Source organism: Streptomyces sp. NPDC101225 (assembly GCF_044767585.1).
Classification (GTDB): domain Bacteria; phylum Actinomycetota; class Actinomycetes; order Streptomycetales; family Streptomycetaceae; genus Streptomyces.
Genome location: NZ_JBIWOE010000076.1, coordinates 1 through 21401, shown reverse-complemented (window position 1 = coordinate 21401; position 21401 = coordinate 1). Strand labels below are relative to the sequence as shown.

Here is a 21401-nt window from a genome sequence, read left to right as displayed (position 1 = left end):
TCGCCCACCAACTCGCCCGCCGCGGCAGCGGCACCGGCATCGCCACCCTGTGCATCGGCGTCGGACAAGGCCTCGCCCTCGTCCTCGAACGCTGAGAACACACGCCAAGAACACCCGGGAAGCCCGAGGAAGCCCCCATGACTCTCACGCAACACGACATCGACCAGGAGATCGCGGCCGCCCACGCCGCCTACGAGAAGCGGGTCGCCGACGGCGCCCCGGTCGAGCACCACCCGCGCCGCGACTACGCGCCCTACCGCTCGTCGATCCTGCGCCACCCCCGGCAGCCGCCCGTCGCCATCGACGTCAGCAAGGATCCGGAGCTGGTGGAGCTGCACTCCCCCGCCTTCGGCGAGCGCGACATGACCGAGATCGACAACGACCTCACCCGGCACCACCGGGGCGAGCCGATCGGCGAACGCATCACGGTCTCCGGCCGCCTCCTGGACCGCGACGGCCGTCCGGTCCGCGGTCAGCTCGTCGAGATCTGGCAGGCCAACGCGGCCGGGCGGTACGCCCATCAGCGCGAGCAGCACGACGCCCCGCTGGACCCCAACTTCACCGGCGTCGGCCGTACGATCACCGACGCCGACGGCGGCTACCGCTTCACCACCATCCAGCCGGGCCCGTACCCCTGGCGCAATCACCTCAACGCCTGGCGGCCGGCGCACATCCACTTCTCGATGTTCGGCCCGGCCTTCACACAGCGGCTGGTGACGCAGATGTACTTCCCGGCAGATCCGCTGTTCCCGTACGACCCGATCATCCAGTCCGTCACCGACGACGCGGCGCGCGGGCGGCTGGTGGCGACGTACGACCACAGCCTGTCCGTGCCGGAGTTCTCGATGGGCTACCACTGGGACATCGTGCTGGACGGCCCGCACGCCACCTGGCTCGAAGAAGGGCGCTGAGCTGCCATGACGAAGATCGACACGAGTCGGCCCGAGAGCGTCCTGCCCACGCCCTCGCACACGGTGGGCCCCTTCTACGGGTACGCGCTGCCGTTCCCGGGCGGCGGTGACATCGCGCCGGTCGGGCACCCGGACACCATCACGCTCCAGGGATACGTCCACGACGGCGCGGGCGAGCCGCTGCCCGACGCCTTCGTGGAACTGTGGGGCGCCGACCCCGACGGCCAGGTGCCGGCCGTCGACGGCTCGATCCGGCGCGACCCGGCGAGCGGCGGCTATCTGGGCCGCAACGGCGTGGAGTTCACCGGCTGGGGGCGTGTCCAGACGGACGCCGGCGGCCACTGGTACGCGCGGACGCTGCGGCCCGGCGCCCGCGGGCACAGCGCGCCGTACATCAGCGTGTGCGTCTTCGCGCGCGGGCTGCTGATGCACCTGTTCACCCGGATCTACCTGCCGGGCGACGAGACGGCGCTCGCGGCGGACCCGCTGCTGTCCCGGCTGGACGACGCGCGCCGCGGCACGCTGATCGCGAAGGACGACGGCAAGGGCACCTACCGTTTCGACATCCGCCTTCAGGGCGAAGGCGAGACGGTCTTCCTGGAGTTCCAGTGACTCCCCCACCCTTCGGGCGGGAGGTGCCCCCAGCCGATCCCGACGACACCGGCCTGCTCGCCCCCGGGTGGGCAGGCTCCCCCGCCGCGTCGGCCACCACCGACACGGCCTGCCTGCAGGCCCTGCTGGACGCGGAGGCCGCCCTCACCCGGGCCCAGGCCGCGCTGGATCTCGTCCCGCCCGAGGCCGCGGCCGCGGTGACCGAAGCGGCCGACGCCGGCCGCTTCGACGTACGGTCCCTGGCGGCGCGTGCGCGCGGCGGCGGCAACCCGGTCATCCCGCTGGTCGCCGATCTGACGACGGCGGTCGGCCCGCGGTACGGGCCCTACGTGCACCGGGGCGCGACCAGCCAGGACATCATGGACACGGCGATGATGCTGGTCGCCGTGCGCACCCTGGACCTCGTGCTCGCCGACCTCGGGCGCACCGAGAGGGCGCTGGCCCGGCTGGCCGCCGAGCACCGTGACACCGCGATGCCGGGCCGCACGCTCACCCAGCACGCCGTACCGACGACGTTCGGGCTGAAGGCGGCCGGCTGGCGCTCGCTCGTCCTCGACGCCCGGGACCGGATCGACGCGGTACGGGACGGTCTCCCGGCCCAACTCGGAGGCGCCGCCGGGACGCTGGCCGCCTTCACCGCCTACGGCGCCACGGACCCGCCGGCCCTCGTGGCGGCCTTCGCCCGCGAACTCGGCCTGCGGGAACCGCTCCTGCCCTGGCACACCCTGCGCACGCCGATCGCCGATCTCACCGGCTGCCTGGCCTTCACGGCCGGCGCACTGGGCAAGATGGCCGCGGACGTGCTGACACTCGGCCGTACCGAGATCGCCGAGGTGACGGAGGGCAGCGGCGGCGGCTCGTCGGCCATGCCGCACAAGGCCAACCCGGTCCGGTCCACGCTGATCGCGGCAGCGGCCCGGCGCGCCCCGCAGCTCGCGGCCACGCTGTACGGCGCGCAGGCAGCCGAGGACGAGCGCCCGGCCGGCGCCTGGCACGCCGAGTGGGAACCCCTGCGTGACCTGCTGCGGCTGACCGGCGGAGCGGCCCGGGACGCCGCCGGGCTGGCCGAAGGACTGCGGGTGGACACGGACGCGATGCGCGAACACCTCTCCCTCACCCACGGGTTGATCGTCTCCGAACGGCTGTCGGCCGAGCTGGCCCCGGTGCTGGGCCGCGCCCGCGCCAGGGAACTGCTCACGGACCTGGCCGCCCGCTCCTACGCCGAGGGCCGCCCGCTGCGCGAACTCCTCGCCGAGGAACCGGAGTTGAAGGACGTCGATCTCGACGGGCCGACCGATCCCGCCCGCTACACGGGCTCCGCCGGAGTCCTCACCGACCGTGCACTGGAGCGACGTTGACCGAGAAACTCCTCAACCACCGTGCCGAGGGACCCGCTTCCGCTCCCCCGCTGCTGCTCGGGCCCTCGCTCGGCACGTCGTACGCCCTGTGGGACACGGTGGCACCCGAGCTGTCGATCACCCGTCGCGTGGTGCGCTGGGACCTGCCGGGGCACGGCGGGTCGGCGCCCGGGCTGATCGGCCCCGGCGCCACCGTCGGGGACCTGGCCGGCCTGGTCCTCGCGCTCGCCGACTCGCTCGGCATCGACCGCTTCGCCTACGCCGGTGTGTCGCTGGGCGGGGCCGTCGGGCTGCATCTCGCCCTGCACCACCCGGACCGGGTGACGTCGCTGGCCACGATCTGCGCCTCGGCGCACTTCGACGGGGCGAAGCCGTGGCAGGAGCGGGCCGGGCGGGTGCGGCGGGAGGGCCTGGAGTTCCTGGTGGAGAGCGCCGACGCGCGCTGGTTCACGCCCGGTTTCACCGTGCCGCGCCTGGTGCGCGACCAGGCGGAGGTCGATCCCGGGGCGTACGCCGCCTGCTGCGACGCGCTGGCCGCCTTCGACCTGCGGGACCGGCTGGCGGAGATCTCCGTGCCCACGCTGCTGATCGCCGGCCGCGAGGACAGGGCGACCCCGCCCCCGCACCTCCGGGAGATCGCCGACGCCGTCGCGGGCGCCGCGCTCGTCGAACTCCCCGGCGCCGGGCACCTGGCTCCGGCACAGTGCCCCGAGGCCGTTCTGACCGCGCTGCGGGCCCACCTCGGCACAGGTGCCAGGCGGGGCATGGAGGTACGGCGGGAGGTGCTCGGCGACGCGCACGTGGACCGTGCGCAGGCGCGCCAGACGCCCTTCACCGCCCGCTTCCAGGACTTCATCTCGCGCTACGCCTGGGGTGAGATCTGGACCGACCCCACGCTCTCGCGCCGCGAACGCAGCATGATCACGCTGACGGCACTGGTCGCGCACGGTCACTACGACGAGCTGGCCATGCACGTCCGGGCGGCCCGTCGCAACGGGCTCACGGCCGAGGAGATCGGCGCCGTGCTGCTCCAGACGGCCGTGTACTGCGGGGTTCCGGCGGCGAACTCGGCGTTCGCGACGGCCCAGCGGGTGCTGGCGGAGGAGGACGGCCAGGGAGGGTGACCCTGGTGGTCGTAGCCTCAGCAGCATCTCCCACATGCCGTCACCGCGTGCCTACGGTGGAGGCATGTCCACCATTCTGATCACCGGCGCCACCTCGGGTCTGGGCCGCTACGTCGCCTTCGAGCTGGTGCGTGCCGGGCACGTCGTCCTGGCGCACGGCCGCGACACGGGCCGTACGGAGCAGCTGGTCGCGGAGCTGCGTGCGGAGGGGGACGCGGAGGGTTTCGTCGCCGACCTGGCCTCGCTCGCCCAGGTGCGCGAGCTGGGCGCGCACGTCGCGGGCGCCCACCCCGACCTGGAGGTGCTGATCAACAACGCGGGTGTCGGCGCGGGCGCCCCCGGCGGGGCGCGTGAGCTGAGCGCCGACGGCCACGAACTACGCCTGGCGGTCGACTACTTGGCCCCCGTGGTGTTGACCCGTGCCCTCCTGCCGGTGCTGCGCGCGAACGCACCGTCCCGCATCGTCAACGTCGGCTCGGCCGGCCAGGATCCGCTCGACTTCGACGACATCGAGTACCGCCGCGCCTACGACGGCTTCGCCGCCTACCGCCGCGCCAAGTTCGCCCTGGCGGCCCACACGTTCGCCCTGGCCGGGCAACTGGCGGACACAGGCGTCTCGGTGAACGTCCTCCACCCCGCCACGTTCATGGACACGGCCATGGTCCGCGAGGGCGGCGTCACTCCCTGGAACACGGTCGCCGACGGCGCCCCGGGCGTCCTGGCCCTGGCCACCGAGGACCACGGCACAGGCCACTACTACGACGGCACGACCCGCTCCCGCGCCCACGAGGCAACATACGACGAGGCCCTGCAAAAACGCCTGTCAACGGTGACGGACCAACTGCTGTCGCTGTGAGGATTTCACCCCTCAGCGCAGCCCCCGCCCCGTCTCCAGCACGTCCCGGGCCTTCGTCACCAGCCCGTCCGCACCACACGAACGGGCAAGCGCAAGGCCCCGGTTGAGTTCGGCCACGGACCGCGCGGCGATCCCGTACTCGACCCGCGCGGCAGCGTGCTCGTACTGGCACGGAGAAGCCTCCAGATAGGCCACGGCCTGGGCGGCGAGACGAACCGCACGCTGCCCGTTCTCCAGTGCTGCGGCACACCTCAGCGCCTCGCCGATGGCCGTGTCCGTACCGAACCGCTCGGCCTGCCGCCGGGCGTCCGAGGCCAGTTGCGCTGCGCGGACCGGATCCTCCGTGGCGAGGGCACGGGCGAGGTTGAAGGCCCAGGGCAGCACCACCGGGTTGTGGTGTCCCCGCGCGGTCGCGTCCTTCTCGGCCTCCTCCAGTTCATTGATGCCGTCCGTGGTGCGGCCCACCGCGAGCAGCAGCCGGCCGCGCACGGACCGCGGGTCGTGCATCACCATCGGGGACGGATAGGGCGGCGCGAAGCCGTACTGGTCGGCGATCGCCCATGCCTCGTCGACATGACCGCGGGCGAGCAGGACGTCGACGAGGTTGCTGGTGGCGCACCAGTACAGAGGCAGTCCGCGACCGACGCGCTCGGCGAGGCGCAGTGCCTCGCGCAGGGACGCCTCCGCCTCCCTGAGCCGGCCGCGCCTGCGGTGCACGAGGCCGATGTGGGCATGGGCGAGGGAGAGGTGACCGCCGCTCCAGCCGGCCTGCTCGTAGGTGCGCAGGGCCTCGTTGTAGAGGCTTTCGGAGCGGTCGAGGCGGTCGGTGTAGGCGTAGGAGTTGGAGAGCATCAGCAGGAGCTCGATGCCCCACTCGGTGTCGGTCCAGCCCAGGCCCGGTGCCAGTCGGCCGTTGACCAGTGCGCGGTCGCACGCTTCGACGACCTCCTCCGCGTTCTCCCCTGCAGCAGCGCGTCGAAGCCGCGCAGCATGAGCAGGGCGCGCTCGGAGTTGTTGCGCCCGGTGCAGGTGCGGGCGAGGCCGGCGAGGCGTTCGGAGCGTCCCGGCGAGTTCGACTCGCCGGCGTAGATGCCCTCCCACATGTACTGCACGGCCTGGAGCCGCAGCCTGGCGGGCCCGTCCTCGTGCCGCGCGGCCTCCGCCTCGACGGTGCGGACGGCCTCCCCCAACTGGTCGTTGTGGAGCAGGGCCTGGGAGAGCCGGACGACGGCGTCGACGCGCTCCTCGGCGTCGAGGCCGGGCATCGCGAGCGCCGACTGCAGATGGTCGATGGTGGTGGCGGGCGCGGTCAGCAGGGTGGCGCAGCCGAGCTCGAAGAGCACCCGCGCGTGGACCTCCGGGAGCGGTGGTTCCAGCAGGGCGCGTTCGAGGCAGCGGCGGGCCGCGTCGGGCGCGCCGACGGCGAGGTGCTCGCGGGCGGCCTCACGCAGCTGCTCGACCAGCTCCTCGTCGTCGTCCGGATGCACCTGGAGCAGGTGCCGGGAGGCCATCGCGGCGCCGAGTCCGGAGTCCGTGACGACCTGGGCGGCGATGCCGTGCATGGCGGTGCGCAGGGCGTCCGGGATGGAGTTGTAGACGGCGGTGGCGATCAGCGGGTGCACGAACTCCAGGTCGCCGTCGCCGATCCGGGCGTTCGCCGGGTCCGGTTCGGTCAGGATACGGGCGCCCTCCAGGAGTTCGGCGCAGCGCGTCGCGTCGTCGAGGCTCATGGTGGCGAGCTTGGCCACCAGGCCGACGGATATGCCGGTGCCGAGGATCGCGGCCGCCCACGCGAACCGGGTGGCGTCGATGCCGAGTTCCTCCAGGCGGGCGACGAGACCGCCGCCGCGGGCGGAGCGGTTGAGGGCGCGCAGCTCGGCGGCGGCGTGCTCGGTCGGCTCCAGCTCGCTGTCCTGGACCTTGGCGAGGAGTTCCACGGTCTCGTACGGGTTGCCGCCGGTGACGGCCCAGACCTCGCGGCAGAACGGGGCGTCGGCGTGCGCGCCGAGAGTGGCGCGGGTGAGGCCCGCGGTGGCCCCCGGGGTGAGGGCGCTCAGCATGGCCTGAGGCCGGCCCGCGGCGGCGGCGACCGCCTCCAGGTAGCGGGCGCCCTCGCCGCCGACCTCGCCCGGCCGGCGGGCCACCACGACCAGTACGGACAGGTCGTCCAGCCGCTCGGCGAAGGCGGCGAGCCAGCGCAGCGTCTCCAGGTCGGCCCAGTGCGCGTCGTCGATCAGCAGGACCAGCGGCCAGTCCCGGCGGGCCAGCCGGCGCACTCCGGCGACCAGGCCGTCGGTGACGCCCTGCGGGTCCGCCTGGCGTTCGCCGGGTTCGGTTATGCCGAGGGCGGGGCCTGCGATGTCGTACCAGTCGCCGAGGTACTCGCGCGCCTCCTCCGGCATCAGCGACACCAGCGCGGGCTGGAGCAGCTGCCGTACGACGTTGAACGGGACGGATTTGAGGGTCTCGCCACCGCGGGCCGACCACACGGTGCAACCGCGCCGTTCGGCGATGCGGCGGGCCTCGGCCAGCAGGGCCGTCTTGCCGATGCCGGCCTCGCCCTTGATCACCAGCAGGCTGCCCGAGGAGGAGCGGTCGGCGCACAGGGTGTGGAGCGCCTCCTCGACGGCGGCGAGTTCCTCGTCGCGCTCCCAGAGGGAGGCCGAGGCGGCCTCCGTGGGCCGGACCTCCGTCATCCCGCTACCTCCCCAAGTCGCCCGAACGACGTACAGACCTCGAGCGTAGCCCTCTGATCGAGGAAGTGGAGCCCGGTCCGGGCAGCTGTTGCCGTGATGGGTGACAGCCGGTGCGGGCAGGCGACGCGCCAGGCCGGTGATCTGCCCTTCGAAAGGTAACCGGCAGTCAAAAGCCGCTGGAATCAAGCTGTTCTTCGGTCAGCGCCGGGACGTGCGGGATCCGGCCGCCGTGCGGGGCCCCTGCCTCCGGCGCCGCGCGGCGGCAGCCTTCCGGCGCCGGAGGGCGGCGGCGCGGCCGGTACGCCGGAGCGGTGGGTGGTGCCCTGCGAGGACGCCGCGGCCGGGGTCCTCTCATCCGGCTTTCACCCACGCCTCATACGGTGGGGGCATGACGCAGGTGACTCCTCCCGGGTGGTATCCCGATCCCGGGCAGACAAGTGAGGGTCCCGCCACCGAGCGGTGGTGGGACGGCAAGGCATGGACGGACCGGACCCGCCCTGCGGGCTCGGCCGCCGTATGGGGTCCCCCGGCGCAGACGCCGGCGGCCGGGGCGGCGCCGATGCCGGCGCCCCATCCGGCCGATGCGTCCGCCTACCCGGCCCACCCGGCCTACCCGGCGTATCCGGCCCAGCCGCCGGCCCCGTCGCGGCGCGGGCTGCGCACGGGCATCGCCGTCGGGACGGCCGTGGTCGTGCTGGCGTGCATCGGCGTCGGGGTGTACGCGCTGGCCGGAAACGACGGTTCGGGCGGCGGCAGCGCCGCACGGCCGGGCCAGGGGCAGGGTGGTCCGGGCGGCGAGGGCGGTTCCTCCGGCGGCCAGGGCGGGCAGGGCGGACCGTTCGGCGGCGGGTCCGGCGGGTCCGGTGGCGGCGGCGGTCAGTCGCCCGCGCCCGGAGGGTCCGAGGCGCCGAAGATCCGCAGCGGGTCGGTGACCGACGGGATCAGCGGGATCAGCCTGCCCATCCCGGACGACTGGTACGGGCAGCAGCTGTCCGTGGGCGCGCAGATCACCTCCGACAAGTCCTACAAGTGCCCCGGCAACACGTCCCAGACCTGTACGAACGGCGGTGCCTACTCGGCGCCCGCGCTGGCCCTGGGCACCAGGGGCAGCACGGCGGAGGCGGTCGCGAAGGCCGACATCGCCGCGAACGCCGAGGAGTCCTACGGCGGCAAGACGTACGGCTCGATCACCTCGCACGACGTGCTCGCGTCCAAGGCGGTCACCGTGGCCGGGCAGAAGGGCTACCTGGTCCGCTGGAAGGCGGTCACCAGCAAGGGTTCGGACGGCTACGTCGAGTCGCTCGCATTCCCCTCGCCCGCCGACCCGCAGCGGATCGTCGTCGTCCGGTTCGGTGTGGACGTCGCCGAGACGCAGGCCGTCATCGACACGATCACCAAGGGGATCAAGGTGTCGACCGGCGGGGGCAGCGGCCAGAACGTCTGACCCGCCCCGACTCCGGCTCCGGCTCCGGCTCCGGCTCCGGACGTCGGTACCGACTCAGGACGTCGGTTCCGGACGCAGACGCCGGACACAGGTCGGCCGGGCGGAACTCCCCTCCGCTCAGGAGGAGCCCCGCCCGGCCGGGGGTGCGCGCCGCCCCCGTCCCCACGGTGCGGCGCGGTCAGGCCCCCGTCCGGTCATCCCGTGGACGGCGGCCTGGGTCTCAGGTGAGGCCGAGTGCCGGCAGCACGGCGGCCTCCACGAAGCGGACCAGATAGTCGGGGTCGGCGTACTCCCCCTCCAGGACGGGCCGGGCGCGCATCACGCCGAACATCTGCGCCGGTACGTACGGCAGGGCCGGATGGTCGGCGGCGATCTCGCCCCGCTCCACCCCCCGCTGGAGGATCTCCCGCATCGCCCGGATCTCCGGCTCCACCAGCGCCTCGCGCAGCGCCTGCTGCAGGTCCGGGTCCTGGGTGACGGCATGGCCGAGCGCCTGGTGGAGCCTGGTGTCCTTGCGTCCCCACAGCGCGGCGACCCGCGCGGCCTGGCGCAGATCCTCGGCCAGCGACCCGGTGTCGATGCCGCCGAAGCGCATCTGCCGGGCGGACCGCAGCGCCGCCGCCACGAACTGGGGCTTCGTCTTCCACTGCCGGTAGAGCGTGGACTTGCTGCAGCGCGTGCTCGCGGCGACGCCCTCCATGGTCACGGCGTCATACCCGCACTCACGGATCTGCTCGAGCACCGCGTCGAAGAACTCCTTCTCACGCTCTGGCGTGATCTTGGAGCGGCGCGGCGAGGCGACCGATTCCGGTCCGTCCGCGTCCTGCGACGTCATGTGCTCTCTCCCTCACTTCCGGACCGGGATTATTCCCGGCTTCCAGTGTGTCGTACCTATCGATACGCCACTGTACCGGAACGCCGACGTATCGGTACAATCCCGTATCGGAACGCATTCGTTTCGGGACGGACGCGTACCGATGAGTTCCGGCCCCGGCCGAGGTCTCACCACGTACAGCACCGCACACAGCACCACGCACGAACGTGAGCAAGGGAGCCGGGGGATGAACGGAAGCACCGAGCCTCCGGACGCGGAGGCGGCCGCCGTACGGCGGCCGCCGCTCGTCCGTGAGCTCCTGCTCGTCGCGGGACTCTTCCTCGTCTACAAGTTCGGCCGGCAGCTCGCCACCGGCCACACCGGCGAGGCCCGCAGCAACGGGCACCGCGTGTGGGACCTCGAGCGCGCGCTGCACCTGCCCGGCGAAGGCTCGGTGCAGTCCCTCCTGCTGCACGGCGACGGTCTCGCGCAGATCGCGAACACCTACTACGCGGCCGTCCACTTCCCGGCCACCGCGGGCTTCCTGGTCTGGCTCTACCTGCGGCGCCCGGCGCACTACGTCTGGGCCCGCCGGGTGCTGGCCACCGTCACCTCGGCGGCCCTGGTGCTGCCCTTCGCCTATCCGCTGGCGCCGCCGCGGATGCTGACCGGCACGGGGCTGGTCGACACGGCGCACGTCTACGGCCCGTCGGTGTACGGCCCGCCCTCCTCCGACCACCTCTCCAACCAGTTCGCGGCGATGCCGTCGCTGCACTTCGCCTGGGCCCTGATGGTCGCCCTCGGCCTGATCGCGGCGACGCGCTCGCGGTGGCGCCTGCTGTGGCTGCTGCACCCGCTGGTCACGCTGCTGGTGATCGTGGGCACGGCGAACCACTACTGGGTCGACGCCCTCGTCGCGACCGCCATGCTCGGCGTCGCGCTCGCCGTGATCCGCCGGCCGCGCCGCACGGTCGGCACCGCCGGAAGCGGCGGCGGCCTGCGCGCGCCGGCCGCCGGGAAGAGGGACGAGAAGGTCCTGGTCGGAGCGGGCCGATGACCGCCGTTCTCGTGGCCGTCGCCCTCTCCCTGGTCTCGGCCGTCGCCTACGCGGCCGCGGCCGTGGCCCAGGAGCGCCTCGCCGCACGCAGCTCCGACCGCGGTGTGCTGCGGCTGCTGGGCGCGGGTGCCTGGTGGGCGTCGGTCGGGCTCAACGCCTCCGCGGCCCTGCTGCACGTCGTCGCCCTCAAGTACGGCTCGCTGACCGTCGTGCAGCCGCTCGGTGCCCTCACGCTGGTCGCCGCGGTGCCGATGGGGGCGCGGGTGGCCGGCCGGAAGGTGAGCACGGCCGAGTGGCGCGGCACCGCGCTGACCCTGGCCGGGCTGGCCACGCTGCTGGTCGCCGCGTCCGGTTCGGCGCCCGAGCAGGTGCTGAGCCTGACCGAGGCGCTGGCGGTGGCGGGCACCACGGCCGCGCTGATCGGCATGCTGTCGTGGCCGGGGGCCCGGCCGGGACTGCGGCACGCCACCGCGTCCGGGTTCGCCTCGGGCGTGGCCTCGGCGCTCACGCAGACGGTGACCGTCGCGGCGACCGACCGCTCCGGCCCGGCTCTGAGCCTCCAGGTCGTCCTGGTGGCGGTGCTGGTCGCGGCCTTCGCCGCGGGCGGACTGCTGCTGTCGCAGACGGCGTACAAGGGCGGACTCGGCGCGCCGCTGGCGGTGCTGACCCTGTCCAACCCGGTGGCGGCCTCGCTGATCGGCCTCACGCTGCTCGGCCAGGGCCTGCGCGGCGGCGCGGCGGGCGTGCTGCTCGCCCTGGCGGGTGCGGCCCTCGCCTCCTGCGGCGTCGTCCTGCTGACCCGTCCGGCCCCCGTCCGGGTCCCCGCCCCGGCCGGCGAGGAGCACCCCGTGGCCGCGGTGCTGGCCCTCCAGCCGCAAACGGCGACACCGGAACGGGTACTGGTGCCCCGCCCGACGGCGGACCCGGGCCACCTCACCCCGCTGAGCCGCTGAGCCGCTGAAAAGCTAACCCAGGCCGCGTGAGTCCTGCTTGAGCGCCGTGTCCACGGTGAGCGCCGTCGCGACGACCAGGCTCAGCAGCGGCTCGGGCAACTGGTAGTGGATCTGCAGGACATAGTTGTCCGCGGTCGTGAACATCGTCTTGGCGAGGCCTTCCCAGGTCTTGGTGATCCGGGCGACCTCGTTGTCCGCGTGGTCCACGATGGCGAAGTTCCAGGCCCGCCAGTTCTCCGCCTTGATCGCGCCGACCTGCCGGCCGTCCGCGTTCATCGCGAAGTTGATCTTCCCGATCATGTTCTGCTGGACGATCTCGCCCACCGGCGAACCGTCCGGACGACTCACCTCGACCCGCGACTTGAAGAACTTCGCGGGCCGGGTCAGCACCAGTTGCGGCTGCCCGTGGGCGTCCCGGATCTCCAGCCGGTGCGTCATGAACTGGTCGAGGCTGGAGACGAAGCGCGCCACCTTCTTCAGCGCGCTCTGCCCGATCTCGGTGACCGAGCCGATCTGGTGGCCGTTCTGGTCCATGACCGTGTACTCGTTGGTCAGCTCGATCAGCTTGGCCTTCTGGTTCACCACCAGGACCGGCTCGGTGAACAGGCTGCCGCCACCGGGGCCGCCCGCGGCGACCCCGGCCTGCTGCTGCACCTGGCGCTGCACCCGCGGGTCGGGACCCGGGGCCTGCTGCGGCATCTGCGGCATCTGCGGCTGCGGCGGCTGCCCGGCCGGGGCCGCCTGCTGGTCGGCGTGCGTGTGCTGGGTCCACTGAGCGCCGTCCCAGTAGCGCAGGGTCCGGGGCGCTCCGTGCGGATCCGGGTACCAACCTGCAGGTGTGTTCGAATGCGTGGTCACCGGGGCACACTACCCCGGCCCCACCCGCACCTCACCACCCCTTCCGTTGCGGTGTTCATCAGCTTTTACCCGGCACGTCACCGCACCCGTCACTCCGTGATGATCGCCGGGTCGCTGACGCCGCACCTCCCGGTCTCCACATGTCCGGCGAATCGCCGCAGGAAGCTCCGGTCGGCCCCGGAGGTGACGGTGAGGTCGTACCAGTGCCTGCTCGCCGCGAGGTCGACGGTGTGCCGGACGGTCGCGCCGGCCCGTACGGAGAACGTCCGCGGCCGTACGCCGTAGCCGCCCGCAAGCGTCAGACGGACCGTGCCGGAGCCCTTGTTGGTGAAGGTCAGCTCGACGTTCCCACCGGCGTGACGGGCGGTGACCTCGGGCCCGGCGGTCCTGTTCGGGCCCTTGAAGACGCGCAGGAAGCCGTTGGGACCGTGCACGGCGAGGTCGTACGAGCCGTTCGAGTACGCCGAGTTCCAGGTGTCCGCGACGGTTCTGCCGGCCTCGGTGGTGTAGGTCCACGGCCCGTCGGTGCGGTTGCCGGAGGTGACCAGGAAGGCGGCGCCCGCGTCCACCCCCGAGGCGAAGGTGAGGGTGAACTTCCCGCCCGCGGTGTCCGCCGAACCGTCCACGTACGGGGCGTACTTGAGCGGACGCGTCGGGCGCAGGCCGCGCTCCTGCCTGGGCAGGACGCCCTGGGCCGGCGGGGTCGGCACGTAGTCGGGGTGCCGGTTGTTGTCCGGCGGCTCGTACCCGTCGGTGTCCGGCAGGGCGACCGGCTTGGTGTCCGTACGGGAGAAGTCGAACGCCGCGGTCAGATCGCCGCAGACGGCGCGCCGCCAGGGCGAGATGTTCGGCTCGTGGACACCGAAGCGGGTCTCCATGAACCGGATGATCGAGGTGTGGTCGAGCGTCTCGGAGCAGACGTAGCCGCCCTTGCTCCAGGGCGAGACGACGAGCATCGGCACCCGCTGGCCGAGGCCGTAGGGGCCGGCCGCGTTGCCGCCGCCGCCCTTGAACAGGTCGAGGGAGGGGTCGACGGTGGACTTGCCCTGCGCGGCCGACTGCGGCGGATACGGCGGGATCTGGTGGTCGAAGAAGCCGTCGTTCTCGTCGTAGGTGATGAACAGCGCCGTCTTCGCCCACACCTTCGGGTCGGCGGTGAGCGCGTCGAGGACCTGGGAGACGTACCAGGCGCCGTAGTTCGCTGGCCAGTTGGGGTGCTCGGTGAACGCCTCGGGGGCGACGACCCAGGAGATCTGCGGCAGCCTTCCACCCTTGACGTCGGCCTTCAGCTGGTCGAAGAAGCCCTCGCCCCTGGTCGCGTCGGTGCCGGTGCGGGCCTTGTCGTAGAGCGGGTCGCCGGGCTCGGCACCCCGGTACTGGTTGAAGTACAGCAGCGAGTTGTCGCCGTAGTTGCCCCGGTAGGCGTCGGAGATCCAGCCCCAGCTGCCGGCCGCGTCCAGGCCGTCGCCGACGTCCTGGTAGATCTTCCAGGAGACGCCCGCCTTCTCCAGGCGCTCGGGGTAGGTCGTCCAGCCGTAGCCCGCCTCGTCGTTGCCGAGGACCGGACCGCCGCCCTGGCCGTCGTTGCCCGTGCAACCGGACCACATGTAGTAGCGGTTGGGGTCGGTCGAGCCCATGAACGAGCAGTGGTACGCGTCGCAGACGGTGAAGGAGTCGGCGAGCGCGTAGTGGAACGGGATGTCGTCACGGGTCAGGTACGCCATCGTCGTCGTGCCCTTGGCGGGCACCCACTTGTCGTACTTGCCCCCGTTGAAGGCGGCATGCGTGTCGTTCCAACCGTGCGGCAGGTCCTGGATGAACGCCAGGCCCAGGTCGTCGGCGTCGGGGTGGAACGGCAGGATCTCCTTGCCGCCCGCATCCTTCTGGTGCCACACCGACGTGCCGTTCGGCCAGGTCACCGGGCGCGGGTCGCCGAACCCGCGGACGCCCTTGAGCGAGCCGAAGTAATGGTCGAAGGAACGGTTCTCCTGCATCATCACGACAATGTGCTCGACGTCCTCGATGGACCCCGTGCGACGGTTCGCGGGCAGCGCGGCAGCACGCTCGATGCTGTTCGACAGCGCGGTGAACGCGGTGGTCGCGCCCGCGAGTTGCAGGAATCGGCGCCGATTGACTTCGGGCATGGTGTGGGTGCCTCTCATCCTGGTGCGGACGGCCGGAACATGACGGAATGCGCGCGCAGCGAGTGTTCCAAGAGCAACAAACGTCAGGGAAGGGTCGGATGGCGCCAATGTGAAAGTCGTCGGTACGAGCGGTGGGACGCGACGGAGGCGGCGTGCCGGGCCCCGCCTCCCGGGAGACCGCGATCACGACGGACACGCGTTCGGCCCGCGACGCGCCGCCTCCGCGGGCGACGCCGTGGGGTGGTACGGCGGGTGGGCAGGCGCCCGCACTTCCTGGCCCGGCAGATCGCCACCGCGGTCTTCCTCCGGTCGACGGGCGGCCGGGGGTGGCGCATTCCTTTCGTTCCGGGCCGTGGAGAAGACTTCCGTCAGGCGGAAGCGCCCTTGCCCCCCTGTGGCGCCCGTCACGACCCTGAGCCCAACCACGGCACTGCGGGGCGACGGCGCCCCGCTCTCAGGGACGGGAACGCCATGCCTCACATGACCGCCTTCGCCAGGAACCAGTGGTACAGCTAGCGCACCTTTCCGACCTGCGCTCATGTGGGGGCGATGAGGCTGTGACCTGCTAGGACGGGTTGCAGAGGCGTACGGAGGCAGTCAGAGGAAACCGCTCTGATTCGACCCCGGTTCGACCCGGGTCACGCAGAGGCAGTCAGAGGCATCAGCCCCTGGAACTGGCCTTTGAGAGACCTGAGTTGGCCGGTGTGGATCAAGAGTGGACCACTCTGGCGGGGCTCTGTTTCGACCTCGGTCGAGCTGCGATGGGGACGCCTGCCTCCGCTCGGAGCCGGAATGACGAGGGCCTCCAGGACGGCAATCCTGGGGACCTTGCCGGCGCCGTTGGAGGTCGGTTCCGGATGCCACCCGTGGTTTTAGCGGGCCTGGGCGGCGTCCACGTCTTTGCGAGACGACCCCACCGTGTCCGACAACACTCACCAGCCACTCCCCCAACGCCAGTTCACTCCCTGCCGCGGCCCCTTGGGCCCCTCCGCACTGCCATCGACTGCGGCCGATCTGATTCTGCTCGGAGACCTCACCGGCCGCTACGCCACCGGCAGTTACAGCCGACTCTCCTCCGACAGGCGGACCGTGCTCCCGCGCGGGGACCGCCAGGGCGCGGCCGAGCACGGGCACCGGATCACCGCGGCCATCGCCTGCCACGTCGCCCGCGCCGGCGGCACCATCGACCAGCTCACCCAACTCCTCCTGCACCCCGAGCACGAAGGCGGACGGCACACCCGCAACATCGCACTGCGCTCCGGGCAGACACGCGCCCTGGACTACCTCCGCCGGGTCTGGAACAGCGCCTCGGCCACCGTCGGCACCACCTTGGCGCTGGGCTCGCGGCACGACGCGTTCGAGGTGCTCGCCGCCCTGCGGGACCGCATCGAGACCACGCCCTGGCGCGGGGAGCGGGGACGGACCGCCCTGCGCGTGCTGCGGGCGCATCTGAACTTCGCCGAAATCGCGGGCGGCCCGCTGCACCACGCCAGTGAACGGCAGACAGCGGAGGAAGCCGGGATCTCCCGCACAACGCCACGGGCCGTCTACGACACCGTCCTCAAGCCGCAGGGCTGGCTGCGCCGGCTGCGGGTCGGCCACGGCCGGGAGGGCTCCACCTGGTACCTCGACTACGGCAGCGCCCACGGCCGCGGTGCCCATTCGTTGTCTCGTTTCCGGACCACTCAATTCCCCCCCGACCCGGCACTTGAGGAGTGGACCACCCCTGAGACGGCCACGACGGCCGACATCGACTCCACCGTCCTCGGCAATCTCATGGGCCACGACGCCTTCGCCCACCACGCCCTCGGCAGCGCCGCCCTCATGATCATCAGCGCCCTCCATGTACGCCACCATCAGACGGCCGGCGAGCTCCGCCAGGCCGAGTGGTTCCAGCGCCAGCCGTACCAGCGTCACGTCCGAGGGTACCCGCGAGGTCAGCCGGGGCAGGAGCGAGCTGTCCGTCACCTCGTCCGGGCGGATCGAGACCATGATCGACAGCCCGGACCGTCCGGCGGCCGTGAGCGTGAGCAGCCATTCCAGTGTCGCGTTGTCCGCCCAGTGCGCGTCCTCGACGACCAGCGCGTCGACGTCCAGTCGGCCCACCAGCTCCGTGAGCGCGCCCAGGATCCGGCGCCGGGTCTCCCGGGGATCGTCCAATGCTTCCAAAGGCCGCGGCAGTCTGTCGGCCCAGTCCGGAAAAGCGGCCGTAGCGCACCGGCCGGCGGAGTCAGCGCCACATCGGCGTCCAGCCGCGGGCACATCCGCCGGATCCCGTCGACGACCGCCCCAGGGTGAACGGTTCGGCCAGCGGCGGGCAGGTGGCGATCAGCGCCCTTCGCCCCGTCGCCGAGGCGACTGCCTCGCGTATGAGCCGCGTCTTCCCGATACCGGCCTCGCCGTCCACCACGACGAGCGTCGGCCCGTTCTCCAACGCGTCGCGCACCACGGAGAGCTCGTCCGTACGTCCGATGAAGTCCGGGGCCGGGGTGTGGATCACGTGACGGCTTCGGGCGCTTCGCGGGCTCACCGTCCGCCGCGTTGCGACTCAGGCGACGTGCCAACCTGCCACCTCCGGCTGCCTGCCCGTCCTGAGCCCTCGCACCGCACCCGAGCCCGCGTCTTTTTCGCACAGCCGAGAGACCGAGTCTCCTTCGCGACGCCCGGCACACGCTCCCGCCGCACCGGCCGAACGACCGAGTACGTTCGGCTGCAAGGATCTCCGAGCGGTGCGCCCACGGCGCGGCACCGGTTCCCGTGCTCCTGTGACAGCCCGAGAACCGCGGGCCTTTCACCGCTCACGCCGCCCACCGCAGTGGGCCTGCGGCACCAGATCACGGAAACATCGTAGCAACAACCTATTGACATGACATTTGCGCGGGGGCATCGTTCTCGACTTAGAGCGAGCTATTCAAGCGCTTTAAGTCGGCGCCTGCGCCACCACCTCCCTCTGGGCCTCCGGGGCGAAAGGAAACCTGTGTGATGTCGTTCGCAGTACTGACCGTGGGACGCGTCGGGGTGGACGTGTACCCGCTCCAGACAGGTGTGGGGCTGGCGGACGTCACGTCGTTCGGCAAGTACCTGGGCGGCAGCCCGACCAATGTCGCCGTGGCCGCCGCCCGGTACGGGCACACCGCGGCCGTGATCACCAAGACCGGCCGGGACCCGTTCGGGGACTTCGTCCGCTCGGCCCTGGAGGGCTACGGGGTCGACAGCCGTTTCATCGGTACGTCGGACATCGCGCCGACCCCGGTGACGTTCTGCGAGATCTTCCCGCCGGACGACTTCCCGCTGTACTTCTACCGCCTGCCGAAGGCCCCCGATCTCGACATCCGAGAGCGGGAACTCGACCTGGCGGCGGTACGGGACGCACGGATCTTCTGGGTCACCGGGACCGGCCTGAGCGAGGAGCCGAGCCGCTCGGCCACCCTCGCGGCCCTGGCCCACCGGGCGAAATCGGGTCCGACCGTCTTCGACCTCGACTGGCGTCCCACTTTCTGGCCCCGGGACGTCGGCGGCTACCGTCTCGGGCCGGCCGAGGCACGCACGTACTACACCGAGGCCCTGCGTCACACCACGGTGGCCGTGGGCAACCTCGACGAGTGCGAGGTCGCCACCGGTGAACGCGAGCCCTATGCCGCCGCAAAGGCGCTGCTCGCCGCCGGAGTCGAACTGGCGGTGGTGAAGCAGGGCCCGAAGGGCGTGCTGGCCATGGACGGAGACGGCTCGGTGTGCGAGGTCCCGCCGGTCCCGGTGAACGTGGTCAACGGCCTGGGTGCGGGTGACGCCTTCGGCGGCGCCCTGTGCCACGGGCTGCTGTCCGGCTGGGACACCCGGCGCACGGTGTCCTTCGCCAACGCGGCCGGCGCCATCGTGGCAAGTCGGCTGTCCTGCTCCGACGCGATGCCGACCGAGGCCGAGGTCGAGGCGAAGCTGCGCGACTCGAACGACTCAGAACGAGAGGTGTGACGACGTGCTGTCCGACAACGTGGGCCGGATCGTGGATGCCCGGGTGAAGGATCCCGGTGCCGTTGCAGCCGCCGCCGCGAGCCGTGTGAAGGCCACCTCGCGGCTGGGCGAGCACGGCAGGGCGATGATCATCGCCGCCGACCACCCGGCCCGCGGCGCCAACGGCGTCGGCGGAGACCCGCTGGCCATGGCCGACCGCTACGAACTCCTCGACCGCCTGTGCGTCGCGCTGGAGCGCCCGGGCGTGACGGGTGTCCTCGCCACCGCGGACATCCTGGAGGACCTGCTGCTCCTCGGCGTCCTCGACGGCAAGTCCGTCTTCGGTTCGATGAACCGGGCGGGGCTGGCCGGCTCCGTTTTCGAGATCGACGACCGTTTCACCGGCTATGACGCCGGGACCATCGCCGCGATGGGCTTCGACGGCGGCAAGATGCTCACCCGTATCGCGCTGGGCGACCCGGCGACGCCGTCCGTCCTGAAGAACACGGCCCACGCCGTCGACGAGCTCAATGACCGCCAACTCATCGCCATGGTCGAGCCGTTCCTCTCCGAGTGGCGCGACGGGAGGATCCGCAACGACCTGTCCACCGAGGCCGTCATCAAGTCGATCACCATCGCCTCCGGGCTCGGCCGCCGCAGCGCGTACACCTGGCTGAAGCTGCCGGTGGTGGAGAACATGGAGCGGGTCCTGGCCTCCTCCACGCTGCCCGCGCTGCTGCTGGGCGGCGAGGTGAAGGACGCGGAGGCGGCGTTCGTGTCGTGGGGCAAGGCGCTCAAGCAGCCCACTGCGCAGGGCCTGGTCGTCGGCCGCTCCCTGCTCTACCCGTCCGACGGCGATGTCGCGGGCGCGGTGGACCGGGCGGTGAGCCTGCTGTGACCAGCAAGTACCATCTGCCGGCGAGGGCCTCGGCCGACGGCCCCTACGACCTCCTGGTCACGCCGGAGTCGGCGGGCTGGGGATACTCCGGTCTCAGGATCCTGACCCTGGGTCCGGGCGAGACGCACGCCCTGTCCACCGAGGATTCCGAGTTCCTGGTCCTGCCGCTGGCGGGCTCCTGCACCGTCACCACGGACGGCAGCACCTTCGGACTCACCGGCCGCACGGGCGTGTTCGCCTCGGCCACCGACTTCGCGTACCTACCACGTGAGTCGGAGGCCGTCATCAGCAGCGCCCGTGGGGGACGGTTCGCGCTGCCCTCCGCCCGTACCGAGCGAGGTGGCCTCCACGCTCGGTACGGGCGCAAGGAGGACGTGCCGGTCGAGCTGCGGGGCGCGGGAGCGTGCTCGCGGCAGGTGAACAACTACTGCCTGCCGGGCACGTTCGAGGCCGAGCAACTGCTGGTGTGCGAGGTGCTCACCCCGGGCGGGAACTGGTCCTCCTACCCCCCGCACAAGCACGACGAGGCCCGGCCCGGCCAGGAGTCGGAGCTGGAGGAGATCTACTACTTCGAGGTCTCCGGCGACGGCAACGGCTTCGGCTATCAGCGGGTGTACGGCACTCCGGACCGTCCCATCGACGTGCTGGCAGAGGTCCGCTCCGGCGACACGGTGCTCATCCCGCACGGCTGGCACGGCCCGTCCATCGCCGCCCCCGGCTACGACCTCTACTACCTCAACGTCATGGCCGGTCCCGGCCAGGACCGCGCCTGGCTGATCTGCGACGACCCCGCCCACGGCTGGGTGCGCGGCACCTGGGACTCCCAGGACGTCGACGACCGGCTGCCCTTCGGAGAGAACCGATGAAGACCGTACGACTGACCACCGCCCAGGCCCTGGTCCGTTTCCTCGCCCACCAGTACAGCGAGCGGGACGGCCAGGAGCAGCGCCTGATCCCCGGCGTGTGGGGCATCTTCGGTCACGGCAACGTGGCCGGCGTCGGACAGGCCCTCCTCCAGGCCGCGACCACCGGCGAAGCCGACCTTCCCTACTACCTGGCCCGCAACGAGCAGGGCATGGTGCACGCCTCGGTGGCGTATGCCAAGATGCGCGACAGGCTGGCCGCCTTCGCCTGTACGGCGTCGACGGGCCCGGGTTCGACGAACATGATCACCGGCGCGGCGCTGGCGACCACCAACCGGCTGCCGGTCCTGCTACTGCCGAGCGACATGTTCGCCACCCGCTCCGCCGACCCGGTGCTCCAGCAGCTGGAGGACACCCGCGGCGGGGACGTCACCGTCAACGACGCCTTCCGGGCCGTATCGAAGTACTTCGACCGCATCCAGCGCCCTGAGCAGCTGATCCCGGCCGCGCTGGCCGCGATGCGGGTGCTCACCGACCCGGTCGAGACCGGTGCCGTCACCCTCGCGCTGCCGCAGGACGTGCAGGCCGAGGCCTTCGACTGGCCGCTCTCCTTCTTCCGGCGCCGGGTCTGGCGCGTGGGCCGCCCGGTTCCGGAACCGGCCGCCGTCGAGCGCGCCGCCGCCCTGATCCGCAACGCGAAGAGGCCGCTGATCGTGGCCGGCGGCGGCGCCGTCTACTCCGGTGCGGAGACCGAGTTGCGCGCCTTCGCGGAGGCGACCGGCATCCCGGTGGCCGACACCCACGCCGGCAAGGGCGCGGTGCCCTGGGACCACCCCTACGCGGTCGGCGGCATCGGCTCCACGGG

Annotated in this window: 17 protein-coding genes and 2 pseudogenes; 14 read left to right on the top strand and 5 right to left on the bottom strand. The window is 72.2% G+C overall.

Annotated features, from left to right (window positions below; genetic code table 11):
- The 6 genes and pseudogenes from ACIRPX_RS44870 to ACIRPX_RS44845 form a co-directional block, all read left to right on the top strand.
- Positions 1 to 95 (top strand): annotated as a pseudogene (locus ACIRPX_RS44870) (acetyl-CoA acetyltransferase); the annotation flags it as partial.
- Positions 96 to 137: 42 nt separating this feature from the next.
- Positions 138 to 911, top strand: coding sequence for a protocatechuate 3,4-dioxygenase subunit beta (gene pcaH / locus ACIRPX_RS44865; RefSeq protein WP_404205941.1), 774 nt, complete (start codon positions 138 to 140; stop codon positions 909 to 911).
- 6 nt (positions 912 to 917) lie between these two features.
- A complete protein-coding gene (gene pcaG / locus ACIRPX_RS44860; protein WP_404205940.1) occupies positions 918 to 1523 on the top strand; it encodes a protocatechuate 3,4-dioxygenase subunit alpha in 606 nt (201 codons plus the stop codon).
- 23 nt (positions 1524 to 1546) lie between these two features.
- The gene (gene pcaB, locus ACIRPX_RS44855) at positions 1547 to 2881 is read left to right on the top strand and encodes a 3-carboxy-cis,cis-muconate cycloisomerase (RefSeq protein ID WP_404205942.1); all 1335 of its coding nucleotides are present in this window, start codon (positions 1547 to 1549) and stop codon (positions 2879 to 2881) included.
- Complete coding sequence (pcaD, locus tag ACIRPX_RS44850; protein WP_404205939.1) at positions 2878 to 4005, top strand: 3-oxoadipate enol-lactonase; 1128 nt, start codon at positions 2878 to 2880, stop codon at positions 4003 to 4005. Before pcaB ends, pcaD begins: the two co-directional genes overlap by 4 nt.
- A gap of 64 nt (positions 4006 to 4069) precedes the next feature.
- On the top strand, positions 4070 to 4861 hold the full coding sequence (locus tag ACIRPX_RS44845; RefSeq protein ID WP_404205938.1) for an SDR family NAD(P)-dependent oxidoreductase: 792 nt from the start codon (positions 4070 to 4072) through the stop codon (positions 4859 to 4861).
- Positions 4862 to 4873: 12 nt separating this feature from the next.
- Here the strand turns inward: ACIRPX_RS44845 and ACIRPX_RS44840 are convergent.
- A pseudogene (locus ACIRPX_RS44840) lies at positions 4874 to 7557 on the bottom strand (ATP-binding protein).
- A gap of 388 nt (positions 7558 to 7945) precedes the next feature.
- Between ACIRPX_RS44840 and ACIRPX_RS44835 the strand changes: the two are divergent.
- Positions 7946 to 9001: a DUF2510 domain-containing protein gene (locus ACIRPX_RS44835; protein ID WP_404205937.1), complete on the top strand. Its 1056-nt coding sequence runs from the start codon at positions 7946 to 7948 to the stop codon at positions 8999 to 9001.
- Positions 9002 to 9221: 220 nt separating this feature from the next.
- Here ACIRPX_RS44835 and ACIRPX_RS44830 read toward each other — a convergent pair whose 3' ends face one another.
- Positions 9222 to 9836: a TetR/AcrR family transcriptional regulator gene (locus ACIRPX_RS44830; protein WP_404205936.1), complete on the bottom strand. Its 615-nt coding sequence runs from the start codon at positions 9834 to 9836 to the stop codon at positions 9222 to 9224.
- Between the two features lie 226 nt (positions 9837 to 10062).
- Here ACIRPX_RS44830 and ACIRPX_RS44825 point away from each other — a divergent pair, with 226 nt between their 5' ends.
- Both ACIRPX_RS44825 and ACIRPX_RS44820 read left to right on the top strand, forming a co-directional pair.
- Positions 10063 to 10872: a phosphatase PAP2 family protein gene (locus tag ACIRPX_RS44825; RefSeq protein WP_404205935.1), complete on the top strand. Its 810-nt coding sequence runs from the start codon at positions 10063 to 10065 to the stop codon at positions 10870 to 10872.
- Positions 10869 to 11825, top strand: coding sequence for a hypothetical protein (locus ACIRPX_RS44820; protein ID WP_404205934.1), 957 nt, complete (start codon positions 10869 to 10871; stop codon positions 11823 to 11825). The genes ACIRPX_RS44825 and ACIRPX_RS44820 overlap by 4 nt, the downstream gene beginning before the upstream one ends.
- Positions 11826 to 11837: 12 nt before the next feature.
- Here ACIRPX_RS44820 and ACIRPX_RS44815 read toward each other — a convergent pair whose 3' ends face one another.
- Complete coding sequence (locus tag ACIRPX_RS44815; RefSeq protein WP_404205933.1) at positions 11838 to 12683, bottom strand: phospholipid scramblase-related protein; 846 nt, start codon at positions 12681 to 12683, stop codon at positions 11838 to 11840.
- Positions 12684 to 12772: 89 nt separating this feature from the next.
- Positions 12773 to 14827, bottom strand: coding sequence for a phosphocholine-specific phospholipase C (locus ACIRPX_RS44810; protein ID WP_404205932.1), 2055 nt, complete (start codon positions 14825 to 14827; stop codon positions 12773 to 12775).
- Positions 14828 to 15745: 918 nt separating this feature from the next.
- Here ACIRPX_RS44810 and ACIRPX_RS44805 point away from each other — a divergent pair.
- Entirely contained in the window at positions 15746 to 17125 is a 1380-nt protein-coding gene (locus tag ACIRPX_RS44805; RefSeq protein ID WP_404205931.1) for a hypothetical protein, read from the top strand.
- Here ACIRPX_RS44805 and ACIRPX_RS44800 read toward each other — a convergent pair.
- Entirely contained in the window at positions 17058 to 17327 is a 270-nt protein-coding gene (locus ACIRPX_RS44800; RefSeq protein WP_404205930.1) for an AAA family ATPase, read from the bottom strand. The genes ACIRPX_RS44805 and ACIRPX_RS44800 overlap by 68 nt on opposite strands.
- Before the next feature lie 482 nt (positions 17328 to 17809).
- Between ACIRPX_RS44800 and iolC the strand changes: the two genes are divergently transcribed.
- The 4 genes from iolC to ACIRPX_RS44780 form a co-directional block, all read left to right on the top strand.
- Positions 17810 to 18796, top strand: coding sequence for a 5-dehydro-2-deoxygluconokinase (gene iolC, locus ACIRPX_RS44795; RefSeq protein ID WP_404205929.1), 987 nt, complete (start codon positions 17810 to 17812; stop codon positions 18794 to 18796).
- A gap of 4 nt (positions 18797 to 18800) precedes the next feature.
- Positions 18801 to 19673 carry an aldolase gene (locus ACIRPX_RS44790; protein WP_404205928.1) on the top strand — a complete coding sequence of 291 codons (873 nt, stop codon included), beginning with the start codon at positions 18801 to 18803 and terminating at the stop codon, positions 19671 to 19673.
- Complete coding sequence (gene iolB / locus ACIRPX_RS44785) at positions 19670 to 20539, top strand: 5-deoxy-glucuronate isomerase (RefSeq protein WP_404205927.1); 870 nt, start codon at positions 19670 to 19672, stop codon at positions 20537 to 20539. Before ACIRPX_RS44790 ends, iolB begins: the two co-directional genes overlap by 4 nt.
- A partial coding sequence (locus tag ACIRPX_RS44780; protein WP_404205926.1) for a thiamine pyrophosphate-binding protein occupies positions 20536 to 21401 on the top strand: 866 nt, incomplete at its 3' end. The genes iolB and ACIRPX_RS44780, both read left to right, overlap by 4 nt.

What these genes read in the sequence shown, in the direction of transcription:
- ACIRPX_RS44835 (WP_404205937.1), top strand. Translation starts at nt 7,946, where the DNA reads ATGACGCAGGTGACTCCTCCCGGGTGGTATCCCGATCCCGGGCAGACA.
- ACIRPX_RS44830 (WP_404205936.1), bottom strand. Translation starts at nt 9,836, where the DNA reads ATGACGTCGCAGGACGCGGACGGACCGGAATCGGTCGCCTCGCCGCGC.
- pcaH (WP_404205941.1), top strand. Translation starts at nt 138, where the DNA reads ATGACTCTCACGCAACACGACATCGACCAGGAGATCGCGGCCGCCCAC.
- ACIRPX_RS44825 (WP_404205935.1), top strand. Translation starts at nt 10,063, where the DNA reads ATGAACGGAAGCACCGAGCCTCCGGACGCGGAGGCGGCCGCCGTACGG.
- pcaG (WP_404205940.1), top strand. Translation starts at nt 918, where the DNA reads ATGACGAAGATCGACACGAGTCGGCCCGAGAGCGTCCTGCCCACGCCC.
- iolC (WP_404205929.1), top strand. Translation starts at nt 17,810, where the DNA reads ATGTCGTTCGCAGTACTGACCGTGGGACGCGTCGGGGTGGACGTGTAC.
- ACIRPX_RS44820 (WP_404205934.1), top strand. Translation starts at nt 10,869, where the DNA reads ATGACCGCCGTTCTCGTGGCCGTCGCCCTCTCCCTGGTCTCGGCCGTC.
- ACIRPX_RS44845 (WP_404205938.1), top strand. Translation starts at nt 4,070, where the DNA reads ATGTCCACCATTCTGATCACCGGCGCCACCTCGGGTCTGGGCCGCTAC.
- ACIRPX_RS44810 (WP_404205932.1), bottom strand. Translation starts at nt 14,827, where the DNA reads ATGCCCGAAGTCAATCGGCGCCGATTCCTGCAACTCGCGGGCGCGACC.